At 35.8% G+C, this 12,657-nt stretch carries 11 protein-coding genes and 1 other annotated feature; of the genes, 9 read left to right on the top strand and 2 right to left on the bottom strand.

Annotated elements, in window-relative coordinates:
* Positions 1-4 precede the first annotated feature (4 nt).
* The 3 genes from fabF to KI343_RS14890 all read left to right on the top strand — a co-directional run bounded on the left by fabF (position 5) and on the right by KI343_RS14890 (position 2,577).
* A complete protein-coding gene (fabF, locus tag KI343_RS14895) occupies positions 5-1,243 on the top strand; it encodes a beta-ketoacyl-ACP synthase II (protein ID WP_212927213.1) in 1,239 nt (412 codons plus the stop codon).
* A gap of 116 nt (positions 1,244-1,359) precedes the next feature.
* On the top strand, positions 1,360-1,602 hold the full coding sequence (locus KI343_RS20715) for a YuzI family membrane protein (protein WP_483874253.1): 243 nt from the start codon (positions 1,360-1,362) through the stop codon (positions 1,600-1,602).
* Positions 1,603-1,815: 213 nt separating this feature from the next.
* Positions 1,816-2,577: a YjbA family protein gene (locus KI343_RS14890; RefSeq protein WP_212927212.1), complete on the top strand. Its 762-nt coding sequence runs from the start codon at positions 1,816-1,818 to the stop codon at positions 2,575-2,577.
* Positions 2,578-2,623: 46 nt separating this feature from the next.
* On the opposite strand, the gene trpS is transcribed toward KI343_RS14890, so the two are convergent.
* The gene (trpS, locus tag KI343_RS14885; RefSeq protein ID WP_212927211.1) at positions 2,624-3,613 is read right to left on the bottom strand and encodes a tryptophan--tRNA ligase; all 990 of its coding nucleotides are present in this window, start codon (positions 3,611-3,613) and stop codon (positions 2,624-2,626) included.
* Positions 3,614-3,842: 229 nt separating this feature from the next.
* Positions 3,843-4,020: a binding site (T-box leader), on the bottom strand.
* Between the two features lie 235 nt (positions 4,021-4,255).
* On the opposite strand from trpS, the gene KI343_RS14880 reads away from it, so the two are divergent.
* From KI343_RS14880 to pepF, 6 genes are all read left to right on the top strand, one after another.
* Complete coding sequence (locus KI343_RS14880) at positions 4,256-5,479, top strand: putative glycoside hydrolase (RefSeq protein ID WP_212927210.1); 1,224 nt, start codon at positions 4,256-4,258, stop codon at positions 5,477-5,479.
* A gap of 209 nt (positions 5,480-5,688) precedes the next feature.
* Positions 5,689-6,285, top strand: a complete 597-nt coding sequence (locus KI343_RS14875) for a GNAT family N-acetyltransferase (RefSeq protein WP_212927209.1) — start codon at positions 5,689-5,691, stop codon at positions 6,283-6,285.
* 369 nt (positions 6,286-6,654) lie between these two features.
* Entirely contained in the window at positions 6,655-7,050 is a 396-nt protein-coding gene (gene spxA, locus KI343_RS14870) for a transcriptional regulator SpxA (protein ID WP_040979700.1), read from the top strand.
* Between the two features lie 665 nt (positions 7,051-7,715).
* Positions 7,716-8,408, top strand: a complete 693-nt coding sequence (mecA, locus tag KI343_RS14865) for an adaptor protein MecA (RefSeq protein ID WP_212927208.1) — start codon at positions 7,716-7,718, stop codon at positions 8,406-8,408.
* 220 nt (positions 8,409-8,628) lie between these two features.
* Positions 8,629-9,810, top strand: a complete 1,182-nt coding sequence (locus KI343_RS14860) for a competence protein CoiA family protein (RefSeq protein WP_212927207.1) — start codon at positions 8,629-8,631, stop codon at positions 9,808-9,810.
* Positions 9,811-9,910: 100 nt separating this feature from the next.
* On the top strand, positions 9,911-11,722 hold the full coding sequence (pepF, locus tag KI343_RS14855) for an oligoendopeptidase F (RefSeq protein WP_212927206.1): 1,812 nt from the start codon (positions 9,911-9,913) through the stop codon (positions 11,720-11,722).
* Positions 11,723-11,978: 256 nt separating this feature from the next.
* Here the strand turns inward: pepF and KI343_RS14850 are convergent, their stop codons facing one another.
* Positions 11,979-12,158 carry a hypothetical protein gene (locus tag KI343_RS14850; RefSeq protein WP_212927205.1) on the bottom strand — a complete coding sequence of 60 codons (180 nt, stop codon included), beginning with the start codon at positions 12,156-12,158 and terminating at the stop codon, positions 11,979-11,981.
* Between the last annotated feature and the right edge of the window lie 499 nt (positions 12,159-12,657).

The raw sequence follows: 12,657 nt of genomic DNA, 5'->3' as shown, positions 1-12,657 counted from the left end.
ACGCGTGGAAAAAAGAGTCGTAATAACTGGACTAGGGGCTGTAACTCCCGTTGGTAATGATGTTTCTACGATGTGGGAGAGTATTATTAATGGAAAATCGGGTATTGATTTTGTAACAAAGGTAGATAAAGAGCTGTTTACAGCAAAAGCGGCAGCGGAGATAAAAGATTTTGATCCTACTGCATATATCGAGAAAAAAGATGTGCGAAAGATGGATCCATTTACGCAGTATGCTGTTGCAGCTGCAAAAATGGCAGTTGAGGATGCAAAATTAGAAATTACAGAAGAAAATGCAGATCGTATTGGAGTTTGGATTGGATCTGGGATTGGCGGAATGAAAACATGGGAAGAACAGCACTCTAAATTTTTAGAGAAAGGCGCTAAGCGTGTCAGCCCGTTCTTTGTACCAATGATGATTCCTGATATGGCGGCCGGTCAAGTATCCATTCAATTGGGAGCCAAGGGCATTAATTCTTGTACGGTAACAGCTTGTTCTTCCGGCGCAAACTCGATTGGAGATGCTTTCAAAGCAGTTCAGCGTGGAGATGCTGATGTGATGATTACAGGTGGTACAGAAGCGCCAATTAGTAATATGGCATTTGCAGGATTCACTTCAGCAAAAGCACTATCCACTACTGATGACCCGAAAAAAGCAAGTCGTCCATTTGACAAAGAAAGAAATGGTTTTGTCATGGGAGAAGGATCGGGTATTCTAATTATAGAATCTCTTGAATCTGCACAAAATAGAGGGGCAGACATCTACGCAGAAATTGTTGGATATGGAGCAACAGGTGATGCGTATCATATTACTGCACCTGCAGAAAATGGAGAAGGTGCAACGAGGGCTATGCAGCATGCTATAGACGATGCAAAGTTAGATCCAAATGAGATTGATTATGTGAATGCACATGGTACAAGTACTGACTTGAATGATAAATTTGAAACACAAGCAATTAAAGCGGTCTTTGGCGAAAAAGCATCCAGCTTAGCCGTATCTTCAACGAAATCGATGACAGGTCACTTACTAGGTGCTGCAGGAGCTATTGAAGCAATTATTTCTGTGAAAGCAATTGTTGATGGAATTGTTCCTCCAACGATTAACTATGAAACACCAGACCCGGAATGTGATTTAGATTATGTTCCGAATGAAGCTAGAAAACAAGCGGTCAACGCCGTATTAAGTAACTCGTTAGGTTTTGGCGGGCATAATGTAGCACTTGTGTTTAAAAAGTTTGAAGCGTAAATAAAAAAGAAGCTTATCTCTTTATAAAGGGCTAAGCTTCTTTCTTTATTGGTAAAAAATTTAATTTCAAGCTATGACGAAAAAAGCTTGTATTTTATGATGAATGCTTTCATAGAATGATACTATATTGGACAAGCAAGCGAGGCGAAACAATGGGTTCTTTCTTTTTATTTTTAGTTGGATTCGGGATGACCGTCACAGGAAGCGTCACTATAATAGCCTATTTTAACTTCTTACCCGCTGGATTAACCTGGGCAGATTATTTCACGTTTATAGCAGGTCGGCTAGAATGTTATTTTCTACCATTAGGATTGTTATTGCTAATTATTTCACTCCACCGTTTTGGCATAGAAAAATAAGTGGTTATCGCATAAAAAAACGTGAGATGGTCATAATGTATTTTAACCCTCAAGTTCAAGAAGAATGGATTAGATGTTATAGGCAGGCCTTAAAAATATGTGTTCGAAAATGAAAAGTACAAGGTATCATTTTCGGAGACTTTTTGAACATCCTCTCCAATACACTTCTTTGAACTAAGAGATATTAAATGATAGATAAGGTGGGGTTATTAGATGTTATATTTACATGATGTTTGGGTAAATTGGTTTGAAGGGGAAGAGAATGGATATAATGTATGCCCCTTTCATGAATGGCGGAAGTCTGACACAATTGAATTATTAGACCAAGTGCCGTTACTGTACATATCGAGTGAACTTTTCAAATACATTGAAAATGACATTCGTGAACTTCCAAAAGACTTACTCGATAGCATTTACAAAAGAGCGACAATACGAAAAGGTCAAAAAAGAACGGTACTGGAGTACGCTTGTGTGGTAACAGACGGGAAAGAAATACTTGCTTTTGATACGGCGGGATATTATATCCCTGTACGCAAAAGCCGGTTGATTCCAAGGCAGGAACAACTAGTATATGGCATGATTGAAAAAACAGAGGCCAAAACGTATGACTTTAAAGAAGCAAATTATCAAAAGGACTATCATATGTTGTCAATGCCTCCGTCCTTTGTGTATGGGTTAACAAGAAAGGAACGCCAGCTTAAACAGTTATTAATGATTGGATTGGATCAATTAAAAACAACAAATAACAAGGAAGAATTAAGGTACTGGCTGACGGAATGGGATCCGAAAAAATATCCTTTTATTAAGTACATGAATGAAGAGGAAGTTTGGGAAGCACTTTATAATGGTTTGAAAAATGGCTGGAGCAAAGCACATGAAGAACTTTGCAGAAAATTAATCCGTGGACAGGCCTTTTTAGAAAAAATGTGGGAAGCAGAAATGGAATCTGAGGAAAGTACTTCTAAACAGAATTAAAAAACCCAAGGAAGCGGTCTAGATCCGTTTCCTTGGGTTTTCTTCATTACTTTCTGACCCTGCCTAACCCTACAGCTTTTTTTGCTTTTTTTAATGTCTTTCCAGCTGTAAGAGAAGCTTTTTCAGCTCCTTGATCAAGAATAATATCAAGTTCTTCAGAGTCAATTAATTCCTTGTATTTCTCTTGAATTGGCTCTAAAACTTGGATGACAGCATCTGCTACACCCTGTTTAAAGTCTCCGTATCCTTTATCTGCATATTTTTCCTCGAGACTTTCAATAGATTCTCCTGAACAAACAGAATGAATGGTTAACAAATTAGAGACACCAGGTTTATTTTCTTTATCAAATTTTACGATACCTTCTGAATCTGTTACAGCACTTTTGATTTTCTTCTCGATTTGCTTAGGCTCATCAAGCATAGAAATAAAGCCTTTTTGGTTCGTATCAGATTTGCTCATTTTTTTAGTTGGATCCTGTAAAGACATAATACGTGCACCAACTTTAGGGATGCGTATCTCTGGAATAGTGAATATGTCGTTGAAACGATGATTGAAACGCTGTGCTAAATTACGAGTCAGCTCTAGATGCTGCTTCTGATCATCTCCAACGGGAACAACATTCGTATTATACAGCAAAATGTCTGCTGCCATAAGAGAAGGATATGTCAGCAAGGCAGAAGAAACAGCTTCTTTTCCTTTTGATTTGTCTTTATATTGAGTCATTCTTTCCAACTCACCGACATAATTAATGGATTGCAAAATCCAAGCTAACTGTGTATGTTCTGGAACTTCAGATTGAACGAAAAGTGTTACTTTATTTGAATCGATTCCTGAAGCTAAATAAAGTGCAGCTAATGATCTGATATTCTTCCTTAGTGCTAATCGGTCTTGCGGGACAGTAATGGCATGCTCATCAACAATACAGAAATAACAATCATATTCATCTTGTAATTCGACAAATTGTTGGAGTGCGCCTAAATAATTTCCTAACGTCAATGTACCACTAGGTTGGATTCCTGAAAAAATAGTTTGCAATGTCTTCACCTCGTCAATTATTTTGAAAGCAGAAGGAGATTTTTGGAAACAAAAGCTCTTGGACTAAGGAACGTCTTTTTATACAAGGGCAAATCCCTTTTGAATAGAAAACAAAGGCTTATTCGGAATTAGTTTTCGCTAAATTATACGAATGTCCTTGTTTTATGGAAAATATCAAACCGTCTAGGCTTATTTCCCGGGCAATAAAAAAAGCCCATCCAATCCCTAAACTAGGGACGAATGAACCGCGTTGCCACCCTGATTATTCTATAATAAATAGAATCACTTCATTATCAAAATAAAGCTCCAAAGCCCAATTCCGTCTCACCTTGATACTTGTTTCCAGCACCACAAGCTCTCTAAAAATCAGCGGGAGAGATGTACTATATCTTCTTCATTGCTTTTAATATTAAATTAACTTCATTATAAATTCATTTTCAGTAATTTGCAAGTGATTGGAGACATACAAAAAAGTTAGAATAAAATTACGCTTTATCCCAGTGCAATTTTGCGAATTCGACAATATTAGAGAATATATTTTAAAATAGAACTTTTTCCTGTTTTTATCGAGTTTTCCTTTTAAAAATTACTAGTATTCCTTTATACTAGTAGTAACAATATAAATGCTAGGAGATTGATTGGATGAAAAAATGGAAAGGCTTATTACTGAGCTTTGCTGTCGCCGGTGCGGCATTTGTTGGCGTTGGTCAAGCAGACGAAGTTCACGCGGAGGATAGCATAGATGTTGTAGCGAAATCCCATAAAGAACGAACTACTAGTTTGAAAGAAATTGATACTTCCAAAAAATTAAGGCGTTTTGTCATTACCTCGGATTATAATTTTACATATCCAGATGCAGTAAGGGGAATCTATGTTACTGGGAATTCTGCTGGAGGAGAAAAACTTGAAAGTTTAATAGATTTTGTATCCTCTACAGATTTAAACACCATGGTTATTGACGTAAAAGAGGACCATGGGCATATTACTTTTTCTCCTGAAGAAGGATCTGTGTACGAGGATATAGGCACGACATATATTTCTAATCCAGAAGCGATGATGGAACGGCTGGAAGAAGAAGAAATTTATCCGATTGCACGAGTCGTTGTTTTTAAAGATAGTATGTTAGCAGAGGCACGTCCAGACCTTTCATTTAAACAAAACGGGAAAGTGTGGAAAAACGGGAAAGGTGAAGCTTTTGTAAATCCCTTTGAAAAAGAAGTTTGGGAGTATAACGTAGAAATTGCAAAAATGGCAGCGGAAATGGGTTTTAAAGAAATTCAATTTGACTATGTTCGCTTCCCGGAAGGTTTTGAAACAAAAGATGAGGAGTTAGAGTATTCATTAGGTGATTATGCAGACCTTGATATGGATAATGTTCAAAAACGTGTCGAAGCAGTAACGGATTTTGTGGGCTATGCTCGTAAAGAATTAAGTGAATATGATGTGGATGTATCCGTAGATATCTTTGGTTATGCTGCAACCATTGAAGAAGCACCGGGAATTGGTCAAAACTTCTCGAAAATCTCGGAAAACGTGGATATTATCTCATCTATGATTTATCCAAGTCATTGGACATCCTATTTTGGAATTGCTAATCCTGATGAGGAACCATATAATCTTGTTAATGAATATTCGAAAGTAGAGAATGAAGTATTAGGGGCGTTGGAGGAACCTCCAGTATCTCGGCCTTGGTTACAAGATTTCAGTGCTCCTTGGTTATATAGCGGTCCGACATTCCAGTATGGTAAAGAAGAAGTAGAAGCACAAATTAAAGCATTATATGAAAATGGTATTGACGAGTTTTTATTATGGAATGCAGGGAATAATTACACGAAAAATGTTGATTACTTGATTGGTAAAGAATAAATATGGAAGTCGCAGGGGTGAAGGTCTCTGTGGCTTTTTTTTATGTAAAGACAGTATAAAGCATGGGGTAATTTCATTTGGCTTTAGTCGTAACGGTCTAGTTTCGATTAAAATCCGTTATTGTATTCAATAGTGATTTATGTATCGTTTCACAATTGTATGGATATCGGTTATAATTACCAACAATAATCGAAAAAGGAGCAACCTAAATGAATTGGTATGAAAAACTGAACGATTATTTTCCGGTAGAAGAGATGAAGTCGAAGCAACATATGGAGCTTTTGCTGGAAGAGAAGGGCGATGTTTATTTTAAGGATGAAAGCCCGGAACATGTGTTAATGTATGCGGAATTTGATACTTTTATTTTTATTGACTATCTTTGGGTGTCAGCTAATACTCGAGGGAAGGGTATTGGTCATCAACTTATGAACAAGCTTAAAGAAAAAAATAAGGCAATTATTCTGGAAGTTGAGCCGATTGATTACGAGGATACGGATACAGAAAAACGATTGAAATTTTATTCTCGAGAAGGGTTTCGCCATGCCAGATCGATTGGTTATAATCGCAGATCACTAGCAACAAACGAAGAGACGCCGATGGAAATTTTGTATTGGTCACCGCAAGATGATTCAGAAGAGGTAATTTATAGCCAAATGAAAAAAATGTATGAAGATATTCATACATACAAGGATAAAGAAGTTTATGGAAAAAAATATCAGCCTACCGAAGAGGTGTTGAGTTATAATGAAGATAAGAAAGCTCATAACCTCTTAGAAAATATGCAAAAACGAAAAGAATCAAAGTGAGTGAAAAGGGAATAAACATACGAAAAAGATATCATCTTCTAAATTGGAGTGGTATCTTTTTCATTTCAAGTTCTTATTTCAGACTTGGGAATTAACGCATAATTGTTAGCACGCACCAGCATTCTCGTAACTTTATTTGTGAGCGTTTCATAATTAATTTATAAAAATGGGTTTATTATCAATTGGTTAAGGGAATCTTAAAACTGACAGGCGATATACAAATTAAATGAATCATTTTATCGCGAACCCCCTACCTTTAATTAGATATTTGTTGTATAATAGGTACATATGAATAGATTAGACTTATTATTATTTAATAAAGTCAGGTAGGTTGTCGAAAATATAAAATAGATTGAGGAGTGAAGTTTTATGGTAACACTTTATACCTCACCAAGCTGTACTTCATGTAGAAAAGCGAAAGCATGGCTGGAAGAGCATAATATTCCTTTTACAGAACGTAATATCTTTTCTGAGCCTTTATCTCTTGATGAAATCAAAGAGATATTGCGCATGACAGAAGATGGAACAGATGAGATTATTTCTACAAGATCAAAAGTTTTTCAAAAGTTGAATGTTAATATTGATCAACTTCCAATGAAAGATTTATTTAATTTAATTCAAGATAATCCTGGCTTATTGCGTCGCCCCATTATTTTAGATGAGAAACGATTGCAAGTTGGTTATAATGAAGACGAGATTCGGCGCTTCTTACCTAGGACAGTTAGAACATTCCAATTGCGTGAGGCGCAACGAATGGTTAATTAATAATAAATAAGTGAAGACGTGGATTTTTTCTACGTCTTTCTTTGTGGTCTCTAAAATTAAATTGATAAGATGATTTTTCAGGGGAAAACTCAGACAAAAGCTGCATTTAACTCAAAATACCTCGAAAAGTGTTAATTCTACACCTGTAACGTTAGGATGCCCTAAGAATGCCTGCTCCATTTGACGTTACCGTTTGCAGTTGATGAAAGTGTGACTGATAAGAACGCATTTGCATAAATAACAAGGCATTTTTCAATGAAAACACCCCGCTTAGTAATCGCATTACAAATTCCAATTTTCTAAACCGCGTTTTCCTGTAGTATCTTGTGATATTTAAATTGAAATAAGCTCTGATAAATGACAAACTACTTGAAATACGTTAGAATAACTAACTAAATAAAGGGTGTAAAATCATCAAGGTGTATGAGTATGCTATCGAGGAGAACATCACCTATTTTTCTGAAAATAAATGAGAACTGGGTGTATTCATTTCTTCTGGATTGCATTTTTGCATACAATATGGTAAATAGGATTAGTGATTAGGATTATACTGATTTGGGTACATCTAATATATATAGATATTCCTTACATGCTGTATACTTCGGCAATATGTAGGATGAATATGCAGGAGAAGATTCTATCTTAATAAGAAGGGGGAGCTTACTGTGGAGATAGAAAGAATTAATGAAAATACCATTAAATTTTATATTTCTTATGTTGATATAGAAGAATTAGGCTTTGAAAAAGAAGAAATTTGGTATAACCGTGAGAGAAGTGAACAGCTATTTTGGCAAATGATGGACGAAGTAAATTATCGTGAGGATTTTAATCCCGAAGGACCGCTTTGGATCCAAGTTCAAGCAATGGAAAAAGGTCTTGAAATCATTGTCACAAAAGCAAAAGTTTCTAAGAATGGCGAGCACCTTGAACTTGAAACGGAAGATGGAAACATTGATTTGCCGGTAGATGATCAACTTGAAAATATTTTAGACGAGAAATTTGGCAGTAGTAAAAAAGAAACCGAAGATGAAAAAACAGACGAGTTGATGGAAGAGAACTTGTGGATAATTGTAGAATTTGATGAATTTGAAAATCTGATTCAACTTAGCCATCAGCTTGAAGACGTGACTGATTTTGGAGAAGAAACACTGTATTCCTATAATGATAAATACTATTTATATATTGAATTCTCCTATGATGTTTTGGACGATCATCGCCAAGAAGACGTTATTAGCCAAGTGTTAGAATTTGCAACCGATTCTTCTATTTCGATCCATTTATTGGAAGAGTACGGCAAGAAAATTATGGAAAGTGATACGTTTGAGCAGGTGCGTAAGTATTTTCCTAAAGATGTATAGTAAAAAACCTACAAGAAATCATGCGATAAAACGATTTGTTGTAGGTTTTTTGTTTATAGAATTATTACCATGTATCATCAGGCCCGATATCAATGTTAAAACAATATCCACACCGCCAACGAACTGCAGCATCGTTTTTTTATTCTAAATAACTTCTTTAAAATTTTAGCAGGAAAAAAAGAGATATTATCGAACTAGTATAAATAGAGGTGATGCAAAATTGCAGCGAGCTATAAATAAAACAGGTGAGTCTATATTGTTGTTTCGACATTCACAACGAGACATTATGACTTGGAAGCAGGAAAAAAGTATATTTTATTGCCCGATGTGTAAGGAAAGAGTCATTATTCGATCAGGTGAAAAGGTAGTCCCGCATTTTTCTCATTTACCTAATGCAGATTGTCTTTTATCGGGAGGCGGTGAAGGACTTTATCATGAAAATGGGAAGCTGCAGTTATTTAAATGGTTATCACGCTTTAATATGCAAGTTGAATTAGAATTTTATTTTCCGGAAATTTCTCAACGCGCTGATATTTTTGTTCGAATTGGTCGAAAGAAAATTGCTGTTGAATTTCAATGTTCGAGAGTATCACAAGAAGAAATTTGGCAACGTATACAGGGCTATAAGTCATTGGGTATAGAGTCACTATGGATTTTAGGAGCACAGCATTTAAAACGTAAATCGGCCTATACTTTTCAGGTGAATCAATTTTTAGATACGTTTGTTCGTTCTTCGCCGCAAAGGGATTATCAGCAATTATTTTTTTATGACCCTTTCCTATCACAAATCGTTATTCTTCATCATTTATATCCACTTCAAACCTCAAGACTTTTCGCCAAGCAATTAATATATCCGCTTCACAGACTTCATTTTAAGCATTTGTTTCAAAGAGAAAAGCTCCCTTATGAATTCCGGTCAGTTTGGCTAAAAGAAGTGTATCGTTTGCGTACACAAGCAGCATCTTCTTATGGAGAAAAATTTAAACTGCGCAGATGGCTGTATGATAAAGGTTATTTGCTTCAACACTTACCAAGTATTTGTTTTTTGCCAATGCCGTATCAGGCTTCTCTAAATGTCCCTTACTTTAAGTGGCAATCAGAGCTATTTGTATGCTGTTTAGCAGATTTAAAAACAGGCGATGTCATAAAAAGGGACCAGTTAAAGAAATTTCTCTATAGACTCTATGGGAAAGATGCCCCTGATTTTTCAAAGGCACTACAGATTTACCTTCAATTATTACAACAGCTAGGCTATGTTGATATAAAATCCTCCTCCATTATTCGGACAAAGCAAAAGATTACCTGCTATACATCTTCAGAACAAGCAATCCTGGGAGATCAATCTTTTTTTAAGCACTTTTTTACGCGAAAAAAGCAAAATACGAGCATGATTACCACTTAGTTCGTTATACTAAATAAGAAGGATAAAAACAGTATAGCTTTTTTTAGCCCGAAAGCGAGAATAACTAAAAACTGTTGATTTGTAAAAGGGAGGCAATCATATGGCAAAAGCAACAAAGCAATTACCAAAACGTGACGAAATACCAGAAGAGTTAACTTGGCGGTTAGAGGATATTTTTGAAACCGATGAACAGTGGAAAGAAGAATTTCAAAGCTTGAAAAATGATATTTCCCAAATGGCAGCTTATAAAGGCAAATTAAATACATCCTCAGAGACTTTGCTGGAAGCTTTTCAGCTGCAAGATCAGCTATCAGAGCGATTAAGTAAGCTTTATGTTTATGCACATCTGCGTACAGACCAAGATACAACAAATTCGTTTTATCAAGGTTTAAATGCCCAAGCTGAAAATTTACTTACAGCTGCGTCTAGTCAATTTAGCTTTCTCGTACCAGAAATTCTAGAAATACCTGAAAAACAGCTTCAACAATTTCTAGAAGAAAATAAAGAGCTTCAAATTTATCGCAAAGTCTTGGATGATATTAATCACAGTCGTCCACATATATTAAGTGAGAAGGAAGAAGTATTGCTTGCAGAAGCAGATGAACCGATGGGCGCGATATCACAAACGTTCAGCATGCTTAATAATGCAGATTTAACTTTCCCGGTCATTACTAATGAAGATGGGGAAGAAGTAGAACTGACACATGGCAGATATTCTACGTTTTTAGAATCGAAAGACCGTAATGTACGTGAACAGGCCTTTAATGCAATGTATGATACGTATGGTTCATTTAAAAACACATTTGCTTCCACACTGAGTGGAGAAGTAAAATCACATAATTTTAATGCGAAAGTTCGAAATTATGAGAGTGCACGTCAGGCTGCTTTAGATAATAACCGTATTCCGGAAGAAGTGTATGATAATTTAGTTGAAGCTGTCAATGAAAAATTGCCTCTACTGCATCGCTATGCGAAATTAAGAAAGAAAATTCTTGGTGTAGATGAACTGCATATGTATGATTTATATACACCACTTGTTAAAGATGTGAAAATGCCTGTTACTTATGAAGAAGCGAAGAAATATGTTAAGGAAGGTCTTAAACCACTAGGGGAGGATTATGCTAAGATCCTAGAAGAAGCTTTCAATGAACGCTGGATTGATGTAGAAGAAAATAAAGGAAAACGCAGTGGAGCATATTCTTCCGGAACCTATGGAACGAATCCATATGTCCTGTTGAACTGGCAAGATGATATAAACAATACATTTACTTTAGCGCATGAACTTGGACACTCTGTGCATAGTTATTACTCAAGAAAGTACCAACCATTCCGTTATGGCAACTATTCCATTTTTGTAGCTGAGGTTGCTTCCACTACAAATGAAGCTTTATTAAATGATTACTTATTAAAACATCTGGATGATGAAAAGGAAAAGCTTTATATTTTGAATCACTTTTTAGAAGGTTTCCGAGGAACAGTATTCCGCCAAACGATGTTTGCCGAATTTGAGCATGACATTCATGTATTAGCTCAAAATGGCGAGGCGTTAACTGCGGAGAAACTGACAGAAGTCTATTATGATTTAAATAAAAAGTATTATGGCGAAGATGTTGTAAGTGATGAAAAAATAGGTTTAGAATGGGCGCGCATCCCCCATTTTTATATGAATTATTATGTATATCAATATGCAACAGGATATTCTGCAGCAACTGCATTATCCAAGCAGGTTCTGGACGGAGAAGACGGGGCGGTAGATCGTTATTTAGACTTTTTGAAATCAGGAAGCAGTGAAGATCCAATCGACGTATTGAAAAAAGCTGGCGTAGATATGACTCAAAAACAATCTATTCTGGATGCCCTGGATGTCTTTGAAGAGAAGCTAACAGAGATGGAACAGTTATTGAACAAATAAGACAGAAGTTAAATGTAGCGGTGTATTCTATTTTGTAATTGTTTCATGTGTGAATAGGATAAAGAATTAATTTTGCGTTACACTACAATAAACGAGGCTAGACAATAAAGTGGATAATTCCGAAGCGGATATTGCACAAATTATGTTAGGTATTTGCTAGATAAAAAACAAAGGATATCAATGGGGCGAGTAATCCTAGCCCCAGGTTTCAATGGTGGCAATTCTGGGCCTTTAAGGCTAGGATTGCCAGTTTTCTTTATCGGCGATAACCTTTTGTGTTCTGATAAGCTATAGAAGAAAGCATACAGTAGATAGATGCGAGTAATAAAGGAAGAGTTATAAAAACTGGTACCAATTTCATAAAGCCTAGTAAGTTGAAAAAAAAGGCAAGAATAGCTAGCAGGACAAATAAGAGAGGGAAGAAATTACGTTTCATAAGTAGTCCTCCTTGAATGATAATAGAATGGGTTTGGATCCTCCGTAGTAATTTATATGTGACAAATGATTTTCCTAGAAGTGAAGATTTTGTGAAAAGATGAACATATTTATTGAAAACTGGAGCCGAACTTGCTAGAATATAATTGTAAGTTGATTACAAACAAATACCCCTTTTGTTTGATCATGAAACTTTCTCCCATCCCCCCTTTGTAATTATACAAAGTCGGTTAAAAAAGATACACGCTGCCCCGTGTATCTTTTTTATTTATAGAAACATATTTTTAGGAATGCTTTTGATGGGGCGTATAATCATAGAGAAGTGATTGACTTTTCATCTATTTTTTTATCACCGGAAGAAATATCAATGAGAGATGACGTACAATAGTCTGTGTAAGCTGAATAAATAGGAAAGGTAAGGTTATCCTACCCATTAGTTAATCATCACAAAAACTAAGAAGAGGAGACCTTACCTATGTCTACTAGTATAACTGATAATG

Origin of the sequence: Oceanobacillus sp. J11TS1 (genome assembly GCF_018333215.1) — a bacterium.
Classification (GTDB): Bacteria; Bacillota; Bacilli; order Bacillales; family Amphibacillaceae; genus Oceanobacillus.
This window is presented reverse-complemented; position numbering and strand designations above follow the sequence as displayed.

Coding starts and splice junctions, on each gene's coding strand:
- KI343_RS14880 (WP_212927210.1), top strand. CDS start 4,256: ATGAAAAAATGGAAAGGCTTATTACTGAGCTTTGCTGTCGCCGGTGCG.
- KI343_RS20715 (WP_483874253.1), top strand. CDS start 1,360: ATGATACTATATTGGACAAGCAAGCGAGGCGAAACAATGGGTTCTTTC.
- KI343_RS14890 (WP_212927212.1), top strand. CDS start 1,816: ATGTTATATTTACATGATGTTTGGGTAAATTGGTTTGAAGGGGAAGAG.
- spxA (WP_040979700.1), top strand. CDS start 6,655: ATGGTAACACTTTATACCTCACCAAGCTGTACTTCATGTAGAAAAGCG.
- KI343_RS14850 (WP_212927205.1), bottom strand. CDS start 12,158: ATGAAACGTAATTTCTTCCCTCTCTTATTTGTCCTGCTAGCTATTCTT.
- pepF (WP_212927206.1), top strand. CDS start 9,911: ATGGCAAAAGCAACAAAGCAATTACCAAAACGTGACGAAATACCAGAA.
- KI343_RS14875 (WP_212927209.1), top strand. CDS start 5,689: ATGAATTGGTATGAAAAACTGAACGATTATTTTCCGGTAGAAGAGATG.